Genomic DNA, 22838 nt, shown 5'->3' with positions numbered 1-22838 from the left:
GGTGCTGTAATGGCCTTGTGCAGTTCAACACTTACACGGTGGCCGGGGCCCTCGTCGCGGCGGAACTCGTCAACGAACCGTCGGCCTCGGCGGCGTGGCTGTCCGTCCTGCTGGAGCGCCATGAGGTCCACCGGCCGAGGATGGATCAGGCCGCAGCGGCCGAACTGCACCGCTGGGCCGACGCACTGCGGCCGGCCTTCGAGACGACCGGGACCGAGCAGGCCGCCGTGGTCGACGCGCTCTTCGTCGCCGCGGACTGCCGCCCCCGGCTGGTCACCCACGACGGGCTGCCTCATCACCTGCACTACGCGCCCCTCGACGCGGAGGTGCCCGCTCGGGTCAAGGCCCTCACGACGGCCGGACTGGCTCAGCTGATCGCCGACGGCGCCGCTGAACGGCTCGGCAGCTGCATGCGCGAAGGATGCACCGTCGTCTTCGTGGACACCTCGCGCAACGGCCGGCGCACGTTCTGCAGTGTGCGATGCGCGAACGCCGTCAACGTCCAACGCCACCGTGCGCGGCGACGGTACGGCGAGCCATGCCGGTAGCCGGCCGGCGGGGTTCGCCGCGCATCAACGAGAGGGCCGGCCCGCGAGCGGGTTTCCCTCGATAGGGGGAGGGCACTGTGCCATCCCGGCTCCGCCGGGGGAGTCGGACGGTACCGGTTCAACGAGATGTTTGCCATGGCCGAGACACCCGCTCTTCGGTCCGCTGAGCCGGTTACCCCTGGAGATCGCCATGCCCATGTCGCCTGCCCGTCCGACGGATGCGGACACGTATGTGAGCCTGTCGTCGGGGCGCACGGTGCCGGGCGTCCCCCGTTGGGCCTTCTGGGCCGCGCACGGAGCGGCGCTGGTGAACGTGCCGTCCGGTCTGTGGCGGGTCGGACTGGCCGCCGGATTCAGCCTCGGGCTGGCCGACTCGGAGATGAAGGCCCTGCACACTCCTGGCCGGGGTTCGATCTACCTGATCGCTCTCAGCGTGTTGTCGGAGGCGTTCGGTGCCCTGGCGCTCGGGCTCATCCGACCCTGAGGTGAGAGCTGGCCCCGGTGGATCCCGTTCGTGGGCGGCAGGACCATTCCGGTTCTCACCGCCACGATTCCGGCCGCACTCGGCGCGGTGGCCACGACGATCTATGGGGGGCTGTTCGTCTACACCTGCTTCCACGCCGAGATCAACGCCGCTGCCTGGGCGTCCTGGCTGATCAAGGTCGTGTACGCGCCGCTGGTGCTCTGGGGGCCCTTGCTCGCCCTGGTCACCGTCCATTACCACCTGCGCCGCCGTCGCTCCGCCCAATGAAACGTCGCGTTCGAATCCGGAGGGATTCCATGCACCTGAAAAAGGATTCCATGCACCTGAAAAAGATCGTCATGCTGTTCACGGTGGCCACCGCCGCCACCGTGGGAACCGCGACCGCGGTCGGCGCCGTTCCCGAACCCGAACACGGTCGGCCCGAAGTCGCGAGCGTCGCTGGAACCGCGCAGGTGCGGCTGACCTATCTCGCCGACAAGGACATCCGCACGTTCAGCATCAACGCGCACGGCGTGCCGTACACCCACGGTCCGGTGCCCGGGGCCGACGGGCGTACGCTCCCCGGATCACCGAACGATGCGACCGGAACAGTGAAGATCTCGCACTATTCCGCAGAACGTAATACGACCTACACCGCCGTCGGGCGGGTCGACTCGTTGATGACCGCCCCGGGGGTCGCGACCCTGACGGCGGTCATCACTCAGGTCAGCCCCGGCGGACCTCCGTGGGTGGGCATGCGGCTGGGGTTCAGTGTGTACGACGGCGGCAAAGACGCTCCAGGTCACTCCCGCGACCGTGTCGGATTCTCATGGGAGTACGCCGACATGGTGAAACACGACGGCATGTGGGGTGGCAACGAGGCCGAGATCGGAACCAGCATGGCACCGGCTCCGTTCGCCCCCGTGACCGAAGGCGGCTTCACCGTAGAGCACGCCGATCTGCTGCCGCTGCCCTCCGACACCGATCGTTCCTGACCGGACGGTCGCTGCCACGACCGGCTGGTGGAAGCCGGTGATGGCAGCGGATCGCTCGAACTGGATATGGTGGGACAAGAGGGGAGTACTTCCCAGCGCCCACCCGGTCAGTACGGGCCTCCCACGAGGTCCCCGGGCGGCGGTCCGCCGCGTGACGGCGGGTGAAGGAGACCTCGGCCGTATCGACGTGCCGGGAGTTCCCGTGTCTCAATCCGTCGCATCGCCGCTGTTGTGGGCGATCACCATCGCCGGGGTCATCGCGCTGTTCGCGGTCGACCTGATCATGACCCGCCGGCCGCACACCCCCTCACTGCGCGAGTCGCTGGCGTGGTCCGGCTTCTACATCGCCCTGCCGTTCCTGTACGGCGTCTTCGCCTGGAAGTGGTTCGGGGCGCGGACCGGGACGGAGTACTTCACCGGTTACCTGGTCGAGAAGTCGCTGTCCGTGGACAACCTGTTCGTGTTCATGCTGCTCCTCGCCGCGTTCGCCGTGCCACGGGCGCTCAGCCAGCGCGTCCTGCTGTACGGCATCGCGGGAGCCCTCGTGCTGCGCGCCGTCTTCATCGCGGTCGGCGCGGCGGCGTTGCAGGCGGTGGACTGGGCGTTCCTGCTGTTCGGCGCGGTCCTGCTCGTCACCGCGGTGAAGATCCTCAAGGACGCGGTCAAGGACACGGACCACGCGGTCGACGTCTCCTCACTGCGCTCGGTCCGCCTGCTGCGCCGCCTGATGCCGGTGACCGACGACTATCAGGGGCCACGGATGTTCGCGCGACAGGGTGGCCGGCGGGCGCTGACGCCGTTCGCGCTGGTCGTCGTGGCGGTGTTCGCCGCCGACATCGTGTTCGCCGTGGACTCGATCCCCGCCGTCTACGGCGTCACCCAGGACCCGTACCTCGTCTTCACGGCGAACGCCTTCTCCCTCTTCGGCCTGCGCGCGCTGTACTTCGTCCTGCAGAACACGCTCAGCAAGCTCGTCCACCTGGGCTATGGGCTCGCCGTCATCCTCGCGTTCATCGGCGTGAAGCTCGTGCTGCACTGGGCGCACGGTCCCTGGCCGCAGGTCCCGGAGGTCCCCACGCCGCTGTCCCTCGTCGTCATCGTCGTGACCCTGCTGACGGTGACCGCGACGAGCCTGTACGCCCGGCGGCGCGCCCCCGCGCGGCTGAGGGCCGCCGAGGATTGAGTAAAGGATCATTAAAAGGTCCAGGAACTGGTATCACCACTGGCATGCGCAGCAAAGCCGACCTGACGGCCGCCATCAGGGACGGCGGCCCGGCCGTCCTCGTGATCAACGCCCGGGCCCGTACCGGCGAGGCCCTCCTCCAGCACGCCCCCCGGCGGCTGGCCGAGCAGGGCGTCGCCGTCGCCCGGGTGATCAACGTGCGGCGACCAGGCCGCCTTCCGCAGGCCCTCGACGAGGCGGTCGCCGAGAAGCCCGACCTGCTCATCGCCGCCGGTGGCGACGGCACGCTGAGCACCGCGGGCAAGCGCGTGGCCGACCTGGACCTGGCGCTCGGCGTGCTGCCCGTCGGGACCACCAACAACTTCGCGCGCAGCATCGGCTGGTCCGGGGACCTGGACGGCGCGATCGCGACACTCGGATCCGGCAAGGTCGCCGACGTCGATCTCGGCCAGGCCGGTCCGGACGCCTTCACGAACATGGTCAGCCTGGGCGTGTCCGTCCAGGTCGCGGGCCGGGTGCCGCATCGCCTGAAGCGGCATCTCGGTCGCACCGCCTACCCGCTGACCGCGCTGGCGGCTCTCCCCGGGCATCGGCCCTTCCGAGCCCGCATCACCGCCGGCGACACCGAGTTGGAGTTCGAGACGCACCAGCTCAACATCGCCAACGGCGCCTTCCACGGCGGCCGCCGCATCGCCCGTGACGCCGACATCGACGACCGGCTGCTGCTGGCGTACCGCTTCGGCGCGGCCAGCCGCCTGCACCTGGTCGGCTCCGCCGTCCGGCACGCGCTGACCGGGTCGTACCTGAGCATGGAGGACGAGCCGTTCCTCACCGCCGGCGACCTGCGCCTGGAGACCGACCCCGTCCTGCCCCTCGACGTCGACGGCGAGATCCGCGGCAGCACCCCGGTCCACATCCGCGTCCGCCCCAACGCCCTGCGCGTCATGGTCCCCCAGGACTTCACCGACCGCTGAACCACCACCCCACTTCTGGCCGGTCCAGCCTTGTCCGGCGATCCTTATGCGGCCAGAGGCTTGATTCCCCTGCCTTCGCTACGGCCGGGTTCCTCGGGGCGCAGTGAGATTCGGATCCTCTTCGTCTTCGACCCGTGAACAGCTCAAAGCCAGCTGAGAGAAGCGCCGCCTGATCTCGCTCGCCACGGGTTCGAGGGTGTCCGGCAGCGGCCAGGGCGGTCTGATGAGCGATCGATCAGCGGCATGCTGGCGGACATGACGGGACCGAAGCGTTTCCGACCGGCGGGTGTCGGTCTGCTCATCGTCGTGCTCGCGGCCGGTTGTGGCGGCGGCCATGGGAAGCGGGACGACCGGCCGGCGCAGGTCAAGGCGGCGTGCGAGCGGTCCGTTCAGGACAGGCTGAGGGAGTTCCGGGCGGAGTTCTCCGGTGAGCAGGTGAACGTCGATTCCGGTCATGGCCGTGCGACGGTAGGGGGGTCCGTCCTCGCGGTCTTCCGGTCTCCGGGTCCGCCGGGTGCGCCGACCGCGCTCGCGGGCTACCGGTTCCAGTGCTCGGCCGAGCGGCGGAAGGGCGGCTGGCAGACCGTAGCGCTCACCGGCCTGCCGAGGCTCCCCGGCTGACACGCCCTCTGATCACCGGCGGTCACTGCTCCTAGAGCGCAGCGACCGCCAGTGCTCCGGTATTCAGCGGCCGCGGGGGGCGTACATGATGACGACCACGCCGGCCAGGCAGATCAGCGCGCCGATCACGTCCCACCGGTCCGGACGGAAGCGGTCGACGACCACTCCCCACGTGAGTGAGCCGGCGACGAAGACACCGCCGTAGGCCGCCAGGATCCGGCCGAAGTGCGCGTCGGGCTGTCCGCAGGCGACGAACCCGTAGACGCCCAGCGCGATGATGCCCGCGCCCGCCCAGATCCACCCGCGGTGCTCTCGGACACCCTGCCAGACCAGCCACGCGCCGCCGATCTCGAACAGCGCGGCGAGGACGAACAGGGCGATGGAGCGGGCGACGAGCATGGCGGCAGGGGATCCTTCCGGATGGCGGGTGGGCGGTCAGGTCGCTGCGCCGAACAGGTCGGTGAGCAGGGCGGCGCCGTCGGCGGGGGCGCGGACCTCCAGGTGCGCGACGGAGCCGTTCAGGTGGAGGCGGAAGTCGAAGAACGGGCAGCACCGCTGTTCCTCGGCGGCGAGCGCGGCCAGTTCACCCGCGTGCCCGGCGGGCAGCGTGAGGCGTACGCCGTCGTCGATGGGTTCGTGCTCGGCGCCGGTCAGGACCCGCTGCCAGTGCGCGGCGCGCTCGGTCACCTCCCGGGCGGTGAGCGAGCAGGCCACCGGGGCGGTGCGCCAGCGTTCCGTCTCCGTCTCCGACTCCGGTCGCGGACGCCGTTCCGTCTCCGTCTCCGGTCGCGGGAACGGTTCCGATGGCGCCGGTACGGTTCGTGCCGCCGGGTCGAGGAAGCCACATTCGGGATCGCACCCGCCGGCCCGGTCGGGCAGGGCGTCCAGGTGGGCCAGCGCCCGGTGGAGCGTCGCGGTGAAGGCGGTCAGCTCGGCGATACGACGCTCGGCTTCGGTAAGGCGGGCGGCCACGCGAGGTCGCAGGTCGGCCTTGACGTCCGCGCACGCGCCGGACTCCCAGACCGCGAGCAGGTCGGCGATCTCCTCCAGCGGCAGGCCCAGGTGCTTGGCGGCATCGATGAACGACAGCCGTTCGATCGCGTCCTGACCGTAGACGCGGTATCCGGCCGGGGTGCGATCGGCCGGCAACAGGCCCGCGGTCTCGTAGAACCGCAGCGTGGTGGCCGGGACGCCGGAGCGTTCGGCGAGCTGGGAGATGCGCATCGAGGTCACGGACCGACGGTAGACGTTCGAGTCGGCTCGAAGGTCAAGTCCGCCCGACGACCGCGGTTCCCGGCGGTCGGAGCGATCAGGTGGTGGCCGTGCCGATCACGACGTCCACCGAGTTGCAAAGAGGCTTTGCAAAGACTCTTTGCACCTGTTTATGATCGGGGGGTGGCAGATCGTCCTCCGGCTCAGGAGATCAGCGATGTGGCGGCGCTCCGGCTGCTCGTGCACCCGCTGCGGCACAAGATCGAGAAGTGCCTGCGCGACGGGCCGATGAACTCCGCGACCCTCGCCCGGGCGCTCGGCGAGAGCACCGGATCGACCAGTTACCACCTCAGGCAGCTCGCCAAGCACGGGTTCATCGAGGAGGTTCCCGAGCTGTCCAAGGGACGGGAACGCTGGTGGCGCGTCGTGCCCGGCGACCGGCGGTTCCCGCCCTACAGCCGCCAGACGCCGGAGATGCGCGTGGCGCTCTCGGAGATGGCGCGGCAGAACATCGCGGAGTTCGTCGAGTTGTTCTCGCGCTTCGCGGACGACCCTGAGGCGCTGGGCGAGTGGGCGGACGCGTTCCTGTTCTCCCGCGCCACCATTCGTCTCACGCTCGATGAGGTGAAGGAGTTCTTCGAGGAGTACATCGCGCTGGTCTACCGCTTCTCCCGGCCGGCGGAGGAGACGCCTCCCAGCGCACGCCCGGTGCATTTCCGGCTGCTCGGCATCCCCGAGGCGGCGGCCACCGAACCCGAGGCGGGCTCCGCGGAATGACCCGGGTCGCCGAGCGGCAACTCGGCGACCCGGTGTGCGGAGTCCGTGTCACCACGCCCATGCGGCGTGTCTTCGCGTACACGAATCCCAGAGAAAGGAGAGCACGTCATGCTGCTCTCGTTCAAATCCCGCCGCGTCCGCGCGGTCGGGTGGGCGATCGGCCTGCTGGTGCCGTCGTTGCTCGCGCTCGCGCCGTCGCCGGTGGCGCCGGCCCGAGCCGCGTACGCCGCCGCGCCGCGCGCCGCCCGCGACGGTCTCGCCCGCACCGACGTCTCCTTTCGCGGCGGCGACGGCCTGGTCCTGCACGGGACGGTCGTCGCGCCGAGCGGGACCACGGGTCGCGTTCCGGGCATCGTCCTGGTGGGCGGCTCGGGTCCGGGGCCCCGGCAGGAGTACGCGCAGGAGGCCGAGGCGTTCGCCCGTGGCGGCGTCGCCACGCTCGTCTACGACAAGCGGACCATCGGCTATTCCAAGATGCACCGCGACTTCTCCCTCCTGGCCGCCGACGCGCTCGCCGGCGTACGGACCCTCCGGGGCCGTCCGGGCGTCGACCCGGCGAAGGTCGGGTTGTGGGGGTTCAGCGAGGGCGGCTGGGTAGCGCCGCTGGCCGCGTCACGGTCCTCGGACGTCGCCTACCTGATCACGATCGGCGGCCCCGGCCGTACGCCGCTTCGCACGCAGACCTGGAACCTCGCCGTGCATCTGCGGCATGACCACGTCTCCGGATCACTCCTCGACACGATCATGGGGCCGGCGGCGCACCTCGTCGACGGCGCGGGCCTGTTCCCGGAGGGCGGGCACGACCCGGTGCCCGTGCTCCAGCGCCTGCGGCAGCCGGTGCTCGCGCTGTGGGGCGAGCATGACGCCCAGGTGCCGCCACGGGAGAGCGCGCAGATCTTCCAACGCGTCCTCGCCCGCGCGGGGAACGACCACGTGACCATCCGGTTCGTCGCCGGCGCCGGCCACAACGGCCACCGTACGAGCGACGGGTTCGAGAATCTCGGCGGCCCGCTGCTGGGCGGCCACCCGCTGGGTGCCCTCCCGCCCGGCTACGCGGACACGATGACGTCGTGGATCCACCAGGTCGCCGCCGGTCACCCGCCGATGTCCAGCGCCGCCACGCCCCCGCGGCAGGCGCTCACCAGCCGTGCCGCGTCGAACGGCGCCTGGTACGAGGCCAACGGCCTTCAGTGGGCCGCGATCGCGTTCTTTCTGCTGGCATTCGCCGGATACCCGGTCACCGGGATCGCGCGCCGGATTCTCGGGCGCACCGCAGCGGCCCCGGTCCGCCGACCGGCCCGCCTGCTCGCGGCGACGGGTCTGGTGACCGTCGCCGGAACCCTCCTGTACACGGTCGCGATCTTCGCGACCGGCGGGCGGCTGGGCGACCCGGTCCTCGCCGGTCGCCCGATCTCCTGGCTGATCCTCCAGCTCCTCGCCGTCATCGTCGCCGGCGCCACCGTCGTCACCGCCGTCTCCGCCTGGCGGGACCGGCGTACGCCGGCGGCCGGCGGCCGGGTCCGCGTCGCCGTGGTGGCGACGGCAGGAGCGATCTTCATCCCGTGGGCGGTGTACTGGGGCCTTCTCGCCTGGTGACGAACGTGATCACCGGCGGTCGCTGCGCCACGGCAGGCAGCGACCGCCGGGGATTTCGTCTCAGCGGCCGCCCAGGCCCTTGTCCAGGCCGGCGCGGCGCAGCGCGTCGGCCATCGCGCCGCCTCCGCCGCCTCCGCCTCCGCCGCCGGAGCCGCCGCGGTCGCGCCGCTGCCGGCCGCCCGTACGGTCGCCGCCGTCGCGACGGCCGCCCTGGCGGTTGCCGCCACCCTCGCGGCGGCCGGCGCCGCCCTGCGGACGGCGCTCGACGTCGTCCTCGATGCGGAGGGTGAGCGAGATCCGGTTGCGCGGGATGTCGACGTCGAGGACCTTCACGCGTACGACGTCACCGGACTTGACCACGTCGCGCGGGTCCTTGACGAACGTACGGGACATCGCGGAGACGTGGACGAGGCCGTCCTGGTGGACGCCGATGTCGACGAACGCGCCGAAGGCCGCGACGTTGGTGACCACGCCTTCCAGCACCATGCCGGGCTGGAGGTCCGCGACCTTGTCGACGCCCTCCTTGAACGTCGCCGTCTTGAACGCCGGACGCGGGTCGCGGCCCGGCTTGTCCAGCTCCTTGAGGATGTCGGTGACCGTGGGCAGGCCGAAGGTGTCGTCCACGAACTCCTGCGGCTTGAGCGAGCGCAGCGCCGTGCTGTTGCCGATCAGCGACTTCAGGTCGCCGCCGGTCCTGCTCAGGATGCGGCGCACGACCGGATACGCCTCGGGGTGCACGGCGGAGCTGTCCAGCGGGTCGTCGCCGCCCTGGATGCGCAGGAAGCCCGCGCACTGCTCGAAGGCCTTCGGGCCGAGCCGGGGCACGCTCTTGAGCGCCTCACGGGTGCGGAACGGGCCGTTGGCGTCACGGTGGGTCACGATGTTCTCGGCGAGCCCGGAGCCGATGCCCGACACGCGGGTGAGCAGCGGGACCGACGCGGTGTTGACGTCGACGCCGACGGCGTTCACGCAGTCCTCGACGACCGCGTCGAGCGAGCGGGACAGCTTCACCTCGGAGACGTCGTGCTGGTACTGGCCCACGCCGATCGACTTGGGGTCGATCTTGACGAGCTCGGCGAGCGGGTCCTGGAGCCGGCGGGCGATCGAGACCGCGCCGCGCAGGGAGACGTCCATGTCGGGCAGCTCGCGCGAGGCGTACGGCGAGGCCGAGTACACCGACGCGCCCGCCTCCGAGACGACGATCTTGGTGACCTTGGAGTACTTCTTGATCAGGTCGGCCGCGAGCTGGTCGGTCTCGCGGGAGGCCGTGCCGTTGCCGATCGCGACCAGGTCGACGTCGTGCCGCTCGACCAGGCGGCCCAGGCTGTCGAGGGCCTCCTTCCAGCGGCCGTGCGGCTTGTGCGGGTAGATGGTGTCGGTCGCGACCACCTTGCCGGTGGGGTCGACCACCGCGACCTTCACGCCGGTGCGGTACCCCGGGTCCAGGCCCATCGTCGTACGGGTGCCGGCGGGCGCGGCCAGCAGCAGGTCGCGCAGGTTCGCGGCGAACACCCGTACCGCCTCGTCCTCGGCCTCCTGGCGGAGCCGGAGCCGCAGGTCCAGGTCGAGGTGGACGAGGATGCGGGTGCGCCAGGCCCAGCGGACGGTGTCCATGAGCCAGTTCGCGCTCGACGGCACGCCGAAGCGGTGCGCGATGGCCAGCTCGTACGGGTTCGGCCGCGCCGGGTCGGGCTCCTCGGAGCCGGGCTCCAGGGTGAGGTCGAGGACGTCCTCCTTCTCGCCCCGGAACAGCGCCAGGACCCGGTGCGAGGGCAGCTCCGACAGCGGCTCGGCGAAGTCGAAGTAGTCGGAGAACTTCGCGCCCGCCTCCTCCTTGCCCTCCCGGACCTTCGCGACCATCCGGCCACGCGACCAGACGCGCTCGCGCAGGTCGCCGATGAGGTCGGCGTCCTCGGCGAAGCGCTCGACGAGGATCGCGCGGGCGCCGTCCAGCGCCGCGGCGGCGTCGAGGTCGGCGCCTGCGTACTTCGCCGCCTCCGCCTGCGGGTCGAGGCCGGGGTCGGCGAGCAGCGCCTCGGCGAGCGGCTCGAGACCCGCCTCGCGGGCGATCTGCGCCTTCGTGCGCCGCTTCGGCTTGTAGGGGAGGTAGATGTCCTCCAGCCGGGCCTTGGTCTCGGCGGCCATGATCTGCGCGCGGAGGGCGTCGTCGAGCTTGCCCTGCGACTCGATCGACTCCAGGATCGCCGTGCGGCGCTCGTCCAGCTCCCGCAGATAGCGCAGCCGCTCTTCGAGCGTGCGCAGCTGCGCGTCGTCGAGCGCGCCGGTCGCCTCCTTCCGGTACCGGGCGATGAACGGCACGGTGGCGCCGCCGTCGAGCAGCTCGACGGCGACCTGGACCTGTCGCTCGCGCACGCCGAGCTCTTCGGCGATCTTCTGGTGAATCGACGTCGACACGATGTGACCTCTCACTGAGCTTCGGGAAGCATTGTGCAGGCAACGGCCGCCGTTGTCGCGCCGTGTGCCGGACACGGCAGTGGTCGCGACCGGCGGAAAAGCCCATGGATCGAACCGGAGGCCGGGGTTACGCTGATGATCTCATGATCGTTACGGGGAGGCGGGATGACGGAAGTGACGGCGCTCACGGAGAACACCTCGGCGGGGGAGTACACGGAGATCACCTCGGCGGAGGAGCTGCGCGACCTGCTCGGTGAGCCGATGCCGCGCGCCCTCGCCAAGGAGCGGGTCCGGCTGCACGCGCGGGACCGCGAGTGGCTCGCGGCCTCGCCCCTCTGCCTCATCGCGACCGCCGACGCGACCGGCGCCTGCGACGTCTCCCCGAAGGGCGACCCGCCCGGATTCACCCACGTCATCGACGACGTCACGATCGCCATCCCGGACCGTCCCGGCAACCGGCGCGTGGACGGGTTCCACAACATCCTGGCCAACCCGCACATCGGCCTGATCTACGTGATCCCCGGCCGGACCGAGACGCTGCGCATCAACGGCCGCGCCCGGGTCGTCCGCGAGGCCCCTTTCTTCGACGCGATGGTGGTCAAGAACCACCGCCCCCGCCTCGCGATCGTCGTGGAGATCGAGCAGATCTTCTTCCACTGCGCCAAGGCGTTCCTCCGCTCGGAGCTGTGGAAGCCCGAGACATGGAACCCGGACGCCCTCCCGCCGCACGCGCGGATCGTCAAGGACGTCCAGTTCACCGAGGAGACGTTCGAGGAGCTCGACCGCTACTACAGCCCGGAGAACTACACCAAGCGCCTCTACGGCTGACCGGGTCCCGCCACCGTCAGGTGCGGGAGCGGGCGCCCCGGATCTCCAGGTCGGCGAGGAGGGCGGCGGTCGCGCGCGCCACCTCGTCGACCGCGCGGTCGAAGACGGCCTGGTTGTGGGCTGCCGGGCTCCGGAAGCCCGACACCTTGCGGACGTACTGCAACGCCGCCGCCCGAATGTCCTCGTCGGTGACGTCTTCGGCGGCCGGCGGCCGCAGCGTCTTGATGCTCCTGCACATGGGGCCATCCTGCACCCGGGGTCGGACAACCGGTCCCCGCGGTGATCGACTCGCCGTAGGCTGCTGTCCGGTTCGTCCGAGGTGATGGGGGATCGTGGTGGCGCTGCCGGAACATCTGGAGCTCTTGCTCACGGACGAGCCGGTCCTCGATGTCTACGCGTACGGCCCGTGGCGGGTTCCCGACGGGCTGTTCGAGGAGATCGCCGCTCGCATCGACGATCTGCTCGCCGACCCGCGCTGCGCCGACCTCACCACCGACGATCACAAGCTGCTGACGCTGCCCGCCTCGCTGGTCGCCGCGGACCTGTACCAGGTCATCGGCTTCCTGCCCGGGGTGAGCGCGATCCGCGCGGGTTCCCAATGCCAGCTGACCGACCGGCTGCTCCGCCGCCACCTGAGCGATCCCGCGCCGCTGACCACGTCGAACACCTGGTGGGGCACCTCGACCAACCTCTGGCGGCCGCCGCTCGACTGGCTGATCGAGGTGCCGGACCGCGAGCTCGCGATCCGGCTCGCCCGCGACTGCCTGGCCGTGCTGGAGGGCATCGAACCGCTCGAAGGCCGGCGGCGCGCGCTGCTGCGGCTGTACGACGCCCCGCCGGACTGCGACGTCAACCTCTCCAAGAGCGGACTGCGCGCGCGATGGGCCGCGCACGCCGACGACGAGATCCTCGCGGAGGTGCCCGAGCTGGCCGGGCCGGTCGGCTACCTGGAGTGGGTGTGGTCCGGGTTCCGGGCGGCGACCGACCACCTGTCCGACGTCGTGCCGAACTCCCGGCTCGTGGGAACCCACCTGAGCCGGCTGCTGCTGCAGTGCGGCCTGGACCGGGTGCCCGTCGAGCTGTCCGTCGTGCTCGGCCAGGACCTGTACAAGGAGGTGTCCGCGCGGTTCCGGCGGGAGCGGAGCGGATTCCGGGCCTCCGCGTGGCAGGAGGAGATCCGGCTGTGGCTGGCCGAGGCGCTGGTCGAGGGCGCCGCCGACGTCTGCCGTGCCTGGCTCGACATGGCGACCCGGATGGTGGCCTGCGCCCAGGGCCTGCCCGGCGAACCGCAGCGCACCGGCGCACGGGACCACACGCCGATCGACGAGTTCCAGCGCGACCTGCGGAGGCTGTACGGCAGGCGGCGCCGCGTCGTCAACCCGCTCGTGGACAGGCTCGCGGACGACCGGAAGGACCGGGAGAACCGGGAGAACCGGCCCGCGTCCCGTCAGGACGGCACCGCGTCCTCCGACGTGGCCACCGGCCTCGTGGGGCAGCCCGAGGTCACCGCCCTGCTGGGGGAGGTCACCGAGGAGAGCGGGACCGTGCGCGTGCTCCTGTCCGGGCCGGAGGGCACCGGCCGGCGCCTCGCCGTGGAGGAACTGGCGACGGCGCTGCGGCTGCCCCGCGAACCGCTCTGGCTGACCCACACCCTGTTCGCGGGCCGTCCCCTGTACGAGGCGGCCGCCAGGCTGCACGCCGACGTCCGCGACTCCGCCGGGGAGCGGCTGCTGGTCATCGACGGCCTGGACGAGTTCGCCGACGAGGCGGGCAACGGCCGGGAGCTGCTCGGTGAACTGCACCGCCTCCTGACGGTGCACCCGGACCTTCACCTGGCCGCGCTGTGCGGAGAGGACGGGGCCGAGCGGATCCGGGAGGCCGACCCCGCGCTGCTGCACCGGTTCCGCGTCGCCCGTACCCGGCCGTTCACCGCGGAGGAGTACGCCGAGCTCTTCGACCGTGAGGTGCGCCGGCGCGGGGTGCGGACGTACAAACGCGCCCGCGACGCCGCCGGTGAGCTGCTCGCCGCGACCCCGCCGACGCAGACGCTCCGCAACGCCCGTCTCGTCCCGGACCTGGCGGACCGGGCCGTGGCGGCCGCGCGGAGCCGTACGGAGCCGGGCGCCGAGCTCATCGTCAAGCGCGCCGACGTGCCCCGCGCGTTCGGCGCGGCGGCGGCCGAGGACGACCCGCTGGCCGAGCTGGCGGCCCTGACCGGGCTGGAGACGGTCAAGCGGGAGATCGGCCTGCTCGTCGCGATGACGCGTGCGGACCGGCTGCGCCGGGAGCGGGGGCTGCCCGGTACGGCTCCGACGCGGCACATGGTGTTCACCGGCGATCCCGGCACCGGCAAGACCATGGTGGCCCGGCTGCTGGCCCGGATCTACAAGCAGCTCGGGGTGCTGTCCTCCGGTCACCTGGTCGAGGCGTCACGGGCGCACCTGGTGGGGGAGTACATCGGCCAGACGGCCCCGAGGACCCGCCGGCTGGTCGAGCGGGCCCTCGGCGGCGTGCTCTTCATCGACGAGGCCTACACGCTCACGCAGCCGTCGTTCAAGAGCGACTACGGCCTGGAGGCCGTCGCGGAGCTGGTGAAGCTGATGGAGGACCACCGGGACGACCTCGTCGTCATCGTCGCCGGCTACGAGCGGGAGATGGCCGACTTCCTGACCGCGAATCCCGGGCTGGACTCGCGGTTCGCCCGGCAGCTGCACTTCGCCGGCTACACCGACGACGAGCTGTGCGCCGTCTTCGAGCGGCTGGCGGCCGGCGAGGGTATCGTCCTCGCGCCGGGCGTCGGCGACGCGCTGCGGGCGGTGCTCCGGCGTACGGCGCGCGGACCGTCGTTCGGCAACGGGCGGTTCATGCGCAACCTGCTCGACGCCGCCGTCGCCCGCCAGGCGCAGCGCGTCACCGGCCTCGACCGGCCCTCGCGGACGGACCTCGTCACGCTGCGCGCGGAGGACCTGCCGCCGCGCGCCGACCCGGAGGCCGAGACGTACGGCCACTATCTGTGACGGCGCGGGGCGGCCGGTCCGGGGCCGCCCGGAGGCGGGTCCGGATCAGGAGAGGCACTCCGCGAGGAACCCCGCCATCGCGGACCAGGCGCGCCCGGCGGTGCGGGCGTCGTACTGGATCCCGCGCTCCGGACTGTTCGCGAACGTGGCCATGAAGGCGTGCATCGCGTGACCGAACGCCTCGATCCGCCAGTCGGCGCCGGCCTCGGTCAGCTCGGCGGCCAGCGCCACGACGTCCTCCGGCGGGGCGAACGGGTCCTCCCAGCCGTGATAGATGGCGACCGCGCATTCGATCGGCCGTACGGGCCGGCCGGGCGGGGGCTTCAGCACCCCGTGGAAGGACGCGACGCCCCTGACCGGCAGGCCGGTCCGGGCCATGTCGAGCACGCAGAGCCCGCCGAAGCAGAACCCGATGGCGGCCAGGCGGGAGGGATCGACCTCGGGCAGCCCGGCGGCGACGGAGACCACCGTGGCCAGCCGGTCCGCGAGCATCGCGCGGTCCGCCAGGAACGGTCCCATGTTCGCGTCGAACCCTTCCGGCGTGGAGGCGCTGACGCCCTTGCCGAACAGGTCGACGGCGAACGCCTGGTACCCCAGCGGAAGGACGCGCTCCCGGCCGATCTGGATCACGGCGTCGCTGAAACCCTCCGCCCCGTGACAGATCAGGACCGTGGGTGCCGGAGCCGGGACCGCCTCGCTCGTGATGAGCAACCCCTCCAGGGCGGCGGAGCCGTGACGGTACGGGACGGGCCTCGTCACCACGGGCGGCGTGCCGGTCATGGAGCTCCGCTCGGTCATCGGGGGAGCACCTGGTCCGCGGAGTGCACCACGTGGTCGACGAAGCCGTACGCGCGGGCCTCCTCGGCGGTGAAGTAGCGGTCGCGGTCGGCGTCGGCCTCGATCCGCTCGACGGGCTGTCCGGTGTGCTGGGCGATGCGCTCGAACATGAGGCGTTTGACCGCGCGCATGTGCTCGGCCTGGATCCGGATGTCGGCGGCCACGCCGCGGATCCCGCCGGACGGCTGGTGCATGAGGATGCTGGTGTGCGGCAGGGCGTACCGCTTGCCCGCGGTTCCGGCGCAGAGCAGGAACTGCCCCATCGAGGCGGTGAAGCCCATCGACAGGGTGGCCACGTCGTTGGGGATGAACTGCATGATGTCGTAGATCGCCATACCGGCGGTCACCGAGCCGCCGGGCGAGTTGATGTAGAGGTGGATGTCGCGGTGCCGGTCCTCGGCCGACAGCAGCAGCATCTCGGCGCAGATCCGGTTCGCGATCTCGTCGTCGACCTCCTGCCCGAGCACGATGATGCGTTCGCGCAGCAGCCGCTGGAAGACCTGCTCGGTCGCGGGTGGCGCGGGAGCCTCGGCGGTGCGAAGGGTCGGTTCGAGGAGTATCTCCGGGTAGACGGTCATGGCGTCAGGAAAACGGCGGCTCAGACGCGGCGTCCAACAACTTCTGCGGCCGTTTGACAACCGGCGGTCGTCGATCGAGGCTCTCTCGCGTGGAACCCGATCTGCAGGGGATGCGGGCCTTCGTCGCCGTCGCCGATGAACTGCACTTCGGCAGGGCGGCCGCCCGGCTGTTCCTCACGCAGCAGGCGCTGTCCAAACGCGTCCGCCGGTTGGAGAACGCCCTGGCAGTGCCGCTGTTCGACCGCACCACGCGCCGGGTCGCCCTCACGCCGGCCGGCCGGCGGTTCCTGCCGCTCGCCCGGGACGCCGTCGCCGCGTACGACGCCGCCGTCGCCTCCGTCCGTGAGCCGACCGGGCCGCTGCGCGTCGAGGTGTTCGCTGAGCGCTTCACGCCGCTGCGGATCCTGCGGGAGACGGTCGGCCGCCTGCCGGGCCTGCGGGTGGAGCCGACGATGCGCCAGGGACTGGCGACGGCGCTGTCGGCGGTGCGGAGCGGGGAACTGGACGCGGCGTTCGGTCGCGTGCACGATCTCGGCCGGCCCTGGCCCACCGATCTCGACCACCGGCCCGTGCACCTCGAACCCCTGCACGCGTTCGTCGATGCGGATCACCCGCTCGCCGGCCGCCCGGTGCTACGGCTGGCCGACCTGCGGGCGGCGGGCATCGCGATGCCGGACGCCGGCGGCGCCGAGGAATGGCGCGGCTATCTGCTCCGGCTCCGCGACGAACTCCAGGTGCCGGTGCGCTTCAATGAGCCGGCGATCGGCGTCCGCGGGTACGGGGAGCAGATGCGCGGGGAGAGAAAGGCCGTCATGCTCAGCGAGGCGGGCACCGACCTGCCCGACGACCTGCGCATGCGGCGGATCCCGATCATCGAGCCGGTGGTGATGCACGTGTGGTCCGTCACCTGGCGCCGGGAGAACCGCGATCCCCGGCTGCGCGGCCTGCTCGCCGCGCTGCCCGTTCCGCCCGTCCCCGACCCCGGCGACGATCGTGTGTGGATCCCCGAGCCCGACCGCGCGGCCCTCGCCTGATGATCAGCCGTGCTCGGTCAGCAGTTCAAGGACGGCCCGTTCGGCGGGGCCGCGGGTGGCGAGGTCGCCGAAGTCGCGGTTCTCGCCGAGCCGTCCGAGGATCGGGGCGATGGTGACGCCGCGCTCGTACAGCTCGATGATCCTGGGGTCGATGTAGGAGGCCCGGGCGACGGCGGGAGTGTTGCCGAGATAGTCGGCGACCTCGCGGACGACACGGGCGACGGCGCGCTTCCGGGTGCCGTCCGCCGCGGCCGCGGGCTCGGACACCGCGAGGCCGACGGCGGCCAGGACGGTGGCGTGCCACGTGCGGAAGTCCTTGGCGGAGAACTCCCCGCCGGACAGCTCCCGCAGGTGATCGTTGATGTCGGTGGACGTGACGTCGTGCCAGCGCGGCCCGCTGCGGTAGGCGAGGAGCTCCTCCCCTCCGCTCCGGCGTCGTTTCAGGCTGCGGACGACGGCGCAGACGCCGTCGTCGGCGACGGCCTGCTCACGCTGCTTCGACCCCTTGGCGATGTAGTCGAAGATGATCTGCCCGCCGGTCAGGGTCACGTGCTCCTTGCGGATCGTCGCGAGGCCGTACGTGCCGTTCTCCGCCGCGTACTCCTCGCCGCCCGGCCGGAAGAACCCCAGGTCGATGAGGCGGACGGCGGCCGCGAGCACGCGGTCCCGGGTCAGTCCCTTCTCCGTGAGGCCGCGCTCGACCCGTTCGCGCACGCGGGGCAGTGCCCGGCCGAACTCCAGCATCCGGTCGTGCTTCTCCCGGTCCCGCTGCTCGCGCCACAGGTCGTGGTAGCGGTACTGGCGCCGCCCCGCCGTGTCGGTGCCCACCGCCTGGATGTGGCCGTCGGCATGGGGGCAGATCCAGACGTTCTCCCAGGCGGGAGGGATCACCAGGGCCTTGACCCGGGCGAGGGTCTCTGGGTCGCGCACCGGCTTGCCGTCGGGGTCGACGTAGCGGAAGCCCCGCCCGCAGCGGATCCGCCGGATGCCCGCGCACCCCAGATCGCTGCGCGAGAGTTCCACGTCGGTCGTTGTCACGCACCCCGTCTACCCCCGCAGGGGGCAAGCATTCGGGCAGACGGGATTATCTGCCTCGTCCCGGGAAAGGGCCTTCTTCACGGACGGCAGCGGAGGAGAGTCAGGGGGACGCATCGTGAACGGTCTGCTCTCCGGGGCGTTGGCGGGCGCGGCGGGTACGGCGGCGCTCAACGCGGTCACGTACGCCGACATGGCCCTGCGCGGACGTTCCGGCAGCCAGGTCCCGGAACAGGTGGTGGAGAAGACCACCGAGCGCGCCGGAGTGTCGCTCGGGGAGGACGAGACCGCGGAGAACCGCCGCCAGGCCCTCGGCGCGCTGCTCGGATTCGGCGTGGGCATCGGGGTCGGCGTCGCGTACGGCCTGATCCGCTCGCGCGGGAGGACCCTGCCCGACGCGCTGGCCCTCGGGGCGGCGGCGTCCGTGGCGAGCGAGGGACCGGCCGTGGCGCTGGGGCTGACCGACCCGCGTACCTGGGGGGCCGCCGGGTGGATCTCGGACGTCGTGCCGCACCTGGCGTACGGGATCGTCACGGCCGCCACCTACCGGGGCCTCCGCGCGAACCGCTGACCGAAGGGAGCAGGCGAATGGGCGCCAAGAAGCCGGAACGGGACGTGCCGCTCGACGAGGGCGTGGCGAACAGCCGCGACGTCGGCGGCGAGCCCGACCCGGAACAACCGGACCAGGGCACCACCACCGGGACGACACCGAACGAGACGTTCGTCGGCCGGGTACAGGGCCAGGACGTCGGCTACGCCGAGGAGACCGGCGCCGAACGCCGCGCCCAACAGGACGACTGACCGGCCCCGTTCAGACTTGCGGGCCGGAGGCGCCGGCGTGATCAGTGGTGGTGCCGAAGGCCCGGCGGTAGTCGCGGGGTGGCAGGCCGACGTGGCGGGTGAAGTGGTGGCGCATGGTGAGGGGGGTGCCGAAACCGCAGCGACCGGCTATGGCGGTGATGGGCAGGTCGCTGATCTCGAGGAGGTGTTGGGCGGCCAGGACGCGCTGGGTCAGGAGCCATTGCAGAGGGGTGTCGCCGGTCGTCTCGACGAAGTGGCGGGCGAAGCTGCGCTCGGACATGCGGGCCAGGCTCGCCATCTCCGTGACCGTCCATGGGTGGGCCAGGTCGTTCAGGACTCGTTCGCGCAGCTCCGACAGGCGGTCGGCCTGGCCGGCGCCGGTGGGAACGGGACGGGTGATGAACTGTGCCTGCCCGCCGGGCCGGAACGGCGCGGTGACCATGGTGCGGGCGATCTCGGCCGCGGCGGCGGCGCCGTGATCGCGGCGGACCAGGTGCAGGCACAGATCGATGCCCGCGGCCACGCCCGCAGAGGTCCACACGGCGCCGTCCCCGACGAACAGGACATTGGGGTCCACGGTCACATCGGGGTAGCGGCATGCGAGTCCCTCGGCGTCGAGCCAGTGCGCGGTCGCCCGGCGGCCTTTCAGCAGACCGGCCGCCGCCAGCAGGAACGCGCCCGAACACAGGGACGCGACGGTGGCGCCGCGTGCGTGGGCGGCGCGGAGCGCGGCGAGCACATGCGAGTGGACGGGCCGTGTGGGGTACTGAACGCCGGGTACGACGACCAGGTCGCACGCTTCCAAGCCGTCCAGACCGAGATCGGGAACGCAGGTCGCGCCCGGCTGCATGGGCACCGTGGCGCCCTGCGGGGAGCAGGTGCGCAGTTCGAACGGGGGGACGCCGCGGGCGGTGCGGTCGAGTCCCCAGACCTCGGTGGCCACGGCGTAGTCGAATACGCGGGTGTGCTCGGTGACCAGTACTCCCACACGCAGCATGGCGGAAATCTATCTCACGTTGCCGTTTCTGCCGCTCACGGCTCGGGCGGACCGCCGACCAGGCTGGAAGGCGATCTTTTCCGCGACGTGAGGAGTGCGGCGTCATGCCGTTGGCTTTGTTGGCTTTGGCCGTCACGGCGTTCGGTGTGGGGACTTCGGAGTTCGCCATCATGGGACTGTTGCCGCAGGTCGCCCAAGGGGTCGGGGTGTCGATTCCGGCCGCGGGGGGCTTGATCACCGGATACGCCGCCGGGGTGATCGTCGGTGCGCCGCTGCTCACCGCGGCCTCGGCCCGTTTGACTCGCCGTGCGACCCTGCTGGTCGTCGCGGCGCTGCTGGTGGCGGGCAGCGTCTTGTCCGCGGTCGCCTCCGGCTATGGCCTGCTGCTGGTGGCCAGGGTGGTCGCGGGCGTGCCGCAGGGGGCGCTGTTCGGGGTCGGGTCAGTGGTCGCGGTGCAGATCGTGCCGCCGGAACGACGTGGAACCGCGATGTCGATCATGTTCGGCGGGTTCACCATGGCGAACGTGGCCGGGGTGCCGGTGGTGACATGGCTGGGGCAGGCGGCAGGCTGGCGGGCCACGTTCTGGGCGATCGCGGCGTTGGGCGCGCTGTCGGGAGTCGGTATCGCCGCGCTGGTCCCACGCCGGCTGCGGTCCGAGGGCGAGGCCGGGCTGCGTTCGGAATTGGCGACGCTGCGGCGGCCGCAGGTCTGGCTCGCGATGGCGGTGACGACGGCGGGTTTCGGTGGTGTCTTCGCCTCTTTCACCTACGTGGCGCCGATGATGACCGACGTCGCGGGGTTCAGCGCTTCCAGCATGACGGTGCTACTCGTCATCTTCGGTCTGGGCATGGCCACCGGCAACCTGCTGTCGGGCCGCTACGCCGGACGACGGCTCATGCCCAGCCTGTACGTGTTCCTGGCCGGACTGACCGTCGTGCTGAGCCTGTTCGTGGTGACGGCGCACAGCAAGGCCCTCGCGGCCTGCACCCTGTTCATGCTCGGACTGTTCGGCTTCGCGACCGTCCCGGCGCTGCAGATGCGCATCCTGGACACGGCCGCAGGCGCCCCCACCCTCGCCTCCGCCCTGAACCTGTCGGCGTTCAACATCGCCAACGCGCTCGGCGCGTTCCTCGGCGGTACGGTGATCAGCGCCGGGTTCGGCTACACCAGTCCCAACGCCATCGGCGCGGTATTGGCCGCAGCAGGGCTCGCACTGGCCATCTGCTCAGGAAAGATCGACGCGCGCGCCAAGGGGCGATCGCACGATGACCGGCACGCCCGAAACCGAACGCTACACACCCGGCCATGACGCCTCCGCCATCGACTTCATGGCCGCCGGAACAGCCGCGACGCACGCGCGTTTCTTCCTGCCGCTCGGTCGACACCGGATCCCACCACTGAGCAGGTCACCGAAGGTGACGACGTGCACGGCGATTGTTCTGTCGGGTGGTGCCGTCGCGTTCTGAGGTGTCTACACAGAGGAGACGAATTCTTCTCCGTGTAGACGGCTCGGGAGGCGAGGCACTCGGCCGAGCGTGGGCAGTGCGTCGAGGCCGCCGCCGTACCTCAGGTGGCCGCCGTTCGCGAGGAGTACGCGCGCCGCCTGGTCACTTCGCGTTCACGGCCGCCGTGCGGGACCATACGGCGGCCGGTGACGTGCGGACGGGCGGTCAGGTCTTTGAGACCGCCTTGCTGACGCGGTTGGGGCCGTCGTACTCCTCCTCCGGGATCTTTTTCAGGTCGTCCAAGACCTCCTTCGGTGCGCCCTTCTTCTCGGCGTGCTCCAGGAGCTGCTCCTTGGACGCCGGGTAGTCGATGCCGGACAGATACTTCTGCACTTCGATGAAGTCCTGAGCCATCGTCAAGGCCCCCCTTTCTCGATGAGGTAGGCCCTACCCACGCGGGTCCGGGGACTCACTGGAGCGAGTCGCGGCCCACCTCGAAGCGCTCGTGGTAGCGCTCCTCGGCCTCCTTCAACAGGTCATCGCTCAGGGCGGCGACGGGCTCGAAGTCGGCGATGAGAGGCTCGTGGTCCGGGCCGAAGTCGCAGGGCTCGCCGGACAGGACCCAGGCATGGCGGTCGTCCCCCTTCTCGGCCAGGTGCGCGTACTTGCGGATCTGGCGGGCGATCCAGTCCTCCAGCGGCCGGCTCCACCACTGGGGTGCCTGCAAGGGGACGACCGACAGGCCCGGCAGTTCCAGTCCGCTCTCGTAGTCACGGCTGGTCCCGTCGGCGTCCGACTCGGGGCCGCCGGAGTGCCGCAGGTACAGGTCCTGCCGGCCGTTCACCAGCTCCGTCAGTTCGCTCAACTTCTCGATGCTGCGCATGGTGCCTTCCTTCCGTGCCGCAGACCACTACCCGGTGAAACGGGGACCTCACGGCCGGTTCGCGGCTTTTACCTGCGGTGGGAGCCCATCACGGGTGGGTCGAGACGATCGACTACACGGCCACCGACGTCGGCGCCGAACTACGCGCCCGCACCGGCGGGCGCGGCCCCGACGTGTGCATCGAGGCGGTCGGCATGGAGGCGCACGACACGGGCGCGCAGCACCTCTACGACCAGGGCAAGCAGCAGCTCCGGCTGCAGACGCACCGGCCGGCCGCGGTCCGCGAGGCGATCTACGCCTGCCGCAAGGGCGGATCGGTCTTCGTCCTGGGCGTCTTCGGCGGCGCGGTCGACAAGTTCCCGTTGGGAGCGATGATGAACACGGGGCTGACGGTGCGCGGCGCCCAGCAGCACGGCCAGCGCTACATCCCCCTGCTGCTGGACCGGATGGCGAAGGGCGAGATCACCACCGCTCACCTGGCCACGCACGTCATGCCGCTCGATCAAGGTCCGGAGGGGTACGACCTGTTCAAGCACAAGAAGGACGGCTGCGTACGGGCGGTGTTCCGGCCGGGGGACTGACCCCGGAGGGCCCCCGC

At 71.4% G+C, this 22838-nt stretch carries 26 protein-coding genes; 16 read left to right on the top strand and 10 right to left on the bottom strand.

What is annotated here, in order from left to right:
* Nucleotides 1–17 precede the first annotated feature (17 nt).
* The 7 genes from NDW01_RS25185 (at nucleotide 18) to NDW01_RS25155 (ending at nucleotide 4784) form a co-directional block, all read left to right on the top strand.
* Complete coding sequence (locus NDW01_RS25185) at nucleotides 18–548, top strand: CGNR zinc finger domain-containing protein (RefSeq protein ID WP_252824308.1); 531 nt, start codon at nucleotides 18–20, stop codon at nucleotides 546–548.
* A 232-nt stretch (nucleotides 549–780) separates the two neighbouring features.
* The gene (locus tag NDW01_RS25180; RefSeq protein ID WP_252824306.1) at nucleotides 781–1032 is read left to right on the top strand and encodes a hypothetical protein; all 252 of its coding nucleotides are present in this window, start codon (nucleotides 781–783) and stop codon (nucleotides 1030–1032) included.
* 30 nt (nucleotides 1033–1062) lie between these two features.
* Nucleotides 1063–1299: a hypothetical protein gene (locus tag NDW01_RS25175; RefSeq protein WP_252824304.1), complete on the top strand. Its 237-nt coding sequence runs from the start codon at nucleotides 1063–1065 to the stop codon at nucleotides 1297–1299.
* Between the two features lie 50 nt (nucleotides 1300–1349).
* Nucleotides 1350–2006 (top strand): hypothetical protein, encoded by a 657-nt coding sequence (locus NDW01_RS25170; protein ID WP_252824302.1) that lies wholly within the window; start codon nucleotides 1350–1352, stop codon nucleotides 2004–2006.
* A 202-nt stretch (nucleotides 2007–2208) separates the two neighbouring features.
* Nucleotides 2209–3189 carry a TerC/Alx family metal homeostasis membrane protein gene (locus NDW01_RS25165; protein ID WP_252824300.1) on the top strand — a complete coding sequence of 327 codons (981 nt, stop codon included), beginning with the start codon at nucleotides 2209–2211 and terminating at the stop codon, nucleotides 3187–3189.
* A gap of 44 nt (nucleotides 3190–3233) precedes the next feature.
* Nucleotides 3234–4163 (top strand): diacylglycerol/lipid kinase family protein, encoded by a 930-nt coding sequence (locus NDW01_RS25160; protein WP_252824286.1) that lies wholly within the window; start codon nucleotides 3234–3236, stop codon nucleotides 4161–4163.
* Between the two features lie 255 nt (nucleotides 4164–4418).
* A complete protein-coding gene (locus tag NDW01_RS25155) occupies nucleotides 4419–4784 on the top strand; it encodes a hypothetical protein (RefSeq protein WP_252824283.1) in 366 nt (121 codons plus the stop codon).
* Nucleotides 4785–4847: 63 nt separating this feature from the next.
* On the opposite strand, the gene NDW01_RS25150 is transcribed toward NDW01_RS25155, so the two are convergent.
* Together NDW01_RS25150 and NDW01_RS25145 are read right to left on the bottom strand one after the other, a co-directional pair.
* Nucleotides 4848–5183 (bottom strand): YnfA family protein, encoded by a 336-nt coding sequence (locus tag NDW01_RS25150; RefSeq protein ID WP_252824281.1) that lies wholly within the window; start codon nucleotides 5181–5183, stop codon nucleotides 4848–4850.
* A 36-nt stretch (nucleotides 5184–5219) separates the two neighbouring features.
* Nucleotides 5220–6008 carry a MerR family transcriptional regulator gene (locus NDW01_RS25145; protein ID WP_252824460.1) on the bottom strand — a complete coding sequence of 263 codons (789 nt, stop codon included), beginning with the start codon at nucleotides 6006–6008 and terminating at the stop codon, nucleotides 5220–5222.
* A 171-nt stretch (nucleotides 6009–6179) separates the two neighbouring features.
* Between NDW01_RS25145 and NDW01_RS25140 the strand changes: the two genes are divergently transcribed.
* Entirely contained in the window at nucleotides 6180–6773 is a 594-nt protein-coding gene (locus NDW01_RS25140; protein WP_252824278.1) for a winged helix-turn-helix domain-containing protein, read from the top strand.
* 108 nt (nucleotides 6774–6881) lie between these two features.
* On the top strand, nucleotides 6882–8369 hold the full coding sequence (locus tag NDW01_RS25135) for an alpha/beta hydrolase family protein (protein WP_252824276.1): 1488 nt from the start codon (nucleotides 6882–6884) through the stop codon (nucleotides 8367–8369).
* A gap of 60 nt (nucleotides 8370–8429) precedes the next feature.
* On the opposite strand, the gene NDW01_RS25130 is transcribed toward NDW01_RS25135, so the two are convergent.
* Nucleotides 8430–10784: a Tex family protein gene (locus tag NDW01_RS25130; RefSeq protein WP_252824274.1), complete on the bottom strand. Its 2355-nt coding sequence runs from the start codon at nucleotides 10782–10784 to the stop codon at nucleotides 8430–8432.
* 165 nt (nucleotides 10785–10949) lie between these two features.
* On the opposite strand from NDW01_RS25130, the gene NDW01_RS25125 reads away from it, so the two are divergent.
* On the top strand, nucleotides 10950–11612 hold the full coding sequence (locus NDW01_RS25125; protein WP_252824272.1) for a pyridoxamine 5'-phosphate oxidase family protein: 663 nt from the start codon (nucleotides 10950–10952) through the stop codon (nucleotides 11610–11612).
* Nucleotides 11613–11628: 16 nt separating this feature from the next.
* On the opposite strand, the gene NDW01_RS25120 is transcribed toward NDW01_RS25125, so the two are convergent.
* Nucleotides 11629–11850 (bottom strand): DUF2277 domain-containing protein, encoded by a 222-nt coding sequence (locus NDW01_RS25120; RefSeq protein ID WP_252784411.1) that lies wholly within the window; start codon nucleotides 11848–11850, stop codon nucleotides 11629–11631.
* A gap of 94 nt (nucleotides 11851–11944) precedes the next feature.
* Between NDW01_RS25120 and NDW01_RS25115 the strand changes: the two genes are divergently transcribed.
* On the top strand, nucleotides 11945–14629 hold the full coding sequence (locus NDW01_RS25115; protein ID WP_252824269.1) for an AAA family ATPase: 2685 nt from the start codon (nucleotides 11945–11947) through the stop codon (nucleotides 14627–14629).
* Between the two features lie 45 nt (nucleotides 14630–14674).
* Here the strand turns inward: NDW01_RS25115 and NDW01_RS25110 are convergent, their stop codons facing one another.
* Both NDW01_RS25110 and NDW01_RS25105 read right to left on the bottom strand, forming a co-directional pair.
* On the bottom strand, nucleotides 14675–15427 hold the full coding sequence (locus NDW01_RS25110; RefSeq protein WP_252824267.1) for a dienelactone hydrolase family protein: 753 nt from the start codon (nucleotides 15425–15427) through the stop codon (nucleotides 14675–14677).
* A complete protein-coding gene (locus NDW01_RS25105) occupies nucleotides 15424–16044 on the bottom strand; it encodes a ClpP family protease (protein ID WP_252824264.1) in 621 nt (206 codons plus the stop codon). The genes NDW01_RS25110 and NDW01_RS25105 overlap by 4 nt, the downstream gene beginning before the upstream one ends.
* 89 nt (nucleotides 16045–16133) lie before the next feature.
* Between NDW01_RS25105 and NDW01_RS25100 the strand changes: the two genes are divergently transcribed.
* Entirely contained in the window at nucleotides 16134–17078 is a 945-nt protein-coding gene (locus tag NDW01_RS25100; RefSeq protein WP_252824262.1) for a LysR family transcriptional regulator, read from the top strand.
* Between the two features lie 3 nt (nucleotides 17079–17081).
* Here the strand turns inward: NDW01_RS25100 and NDW01_RS25095 are convergent, their stop codons facing one another.
* Entirely contained in the window at nucleotides 17082–18116 is a 1035-nt protein-coding gene (locus NDW01_RS25095; protein ID WP_252824260.1) for a DNA topoisomerase IB, read from the bottom strand.
* 115 nt (nucleotides 18117–18231) lie between these two features.
* On the opposite strand from NDW01_RS25095, the gene NDW01_RS25090 reads away from it, so the two are divergent.
* Together NDW01_RS25090 and NDW01_RS25085 are read left to right on the top strand one after the other, a co-directional pair.
* Nucleotides 18232–18684, top strand: a complete 453-nt coding sequence (locus NDW01_RS25090) for a hypothetical protein (protein WP_252824258.1) — start codon at nucleotides 18232–18234, stop codon at nucleotides 18682–18684.
* Nucleotides 18685–18701: 17 nt separating this feature from the next.
* Nucleotides 18702–18914 carry a hypothetical protein gene (locus tag NDW01_RS25085; protein ID WP_252824256.1) on the top strand — a complete coding sequence of 71 codons (213 nt, stop codon included), beginning with the start codon at nucleotides 18702–18704 and terminating at the stop codon, nucleotides 18912–18914.
* A 10-nt stretch (nucleotides 18915–18924) separates the two neighbouring features.
* On the opposite strand, the gene NDW01_RS25080 is transcribed toward NDW01_RS25085, so the two are convergent.
* Nucleotides 18925–19911 carry a GlxA family transcriptional regulator gene (locus tag NDW01_RS25080; protein WP_252824254.1) on the bottom strand — a complete coding sequence of 329 codons (987 nt, stop codon included), beginning with the start codon at nucleotides 19909–19911 and terminating at the stop codon, nucleotides 18925–18927.
* 104 nt (nucleotides 19912–20015) lie between these two features.
* On the opposite strand from NDW01_RS25080, the gene NDW01_RS25075 reads away from it, so the two are divergent.
* On the top strand, nucleotides 20016–21221 hold the full coding sequence (locus tag NDW01_RS25075) for an MFS transporter (protein WP_252824251.1): 1206 nt from the start codon (nucleotides 20016–20018) through the stop codon (nucleotides 21219–21221).
* Between the two features lie 361 nt (nucleotides 21222–21582).
* Here NDW01_RS25075 and NDW01_RS25070 read toward each other — a convergent pair whose 3' ends face one another.
* Entirely contained in the window at nucleotides 21583–21771 is a 189-nt protein-coding gene (locus tag NDW01_RS25070) for a DUF2795 domain-containing protein (RefSeq protein ID WP_252824458.1), read from the bottom strand.
* A gap of 55 nt (nucleotides 21772–21826) precedes the next feature.
* On the bottom strand, nucleotides 21827–22240 hold the full coding sequence (locus NDW01_RS25065; RefSeq protein WP_252824248.1) for a DUF6098 family protein: 414 nt from the start codon (nucleotides 22238–22240) through the stop codon (nucleotides 21827–21829).
* 77 nt (nucleotides 22241–22317) lie between these two features.
* Here NDW01_RS25065 and NDW01_RS25060 point away from each other — a divergent pair, with 77 nt between their 5' ends.
* Nucleotides 22318–22821, top strand: a complete 504-nt coding sequence (locus tag NDW01_RS25060; protein WP_252824246.1) for an MDR/zinc-dependent alcohol dehydrogenase-like family protein — start codon at nucleotides 22318–22320, stop codon at nucleotides 22819–22821.
* Nucleotides 22822–22838: the final 17 nt, after the last annotated feature.

Origin of the sequence: Actinoallomurus soli, assembly GCF_024055715.1 — a bacterium.
In the GTDB taxonomy this organism is placed as follows: domain Bacteria; phylum Actinomycetota; class Actinomycetes; order Streptosporangiales; family Streptosporangiaceae; genus Actinoallomurus; species Actinoallomurus soli.
The sequence above is the reverse complement of the archived record's forward strand: the minus strand, read 5'-3'. Positions and strand labels throughout refer to the sequence as shown.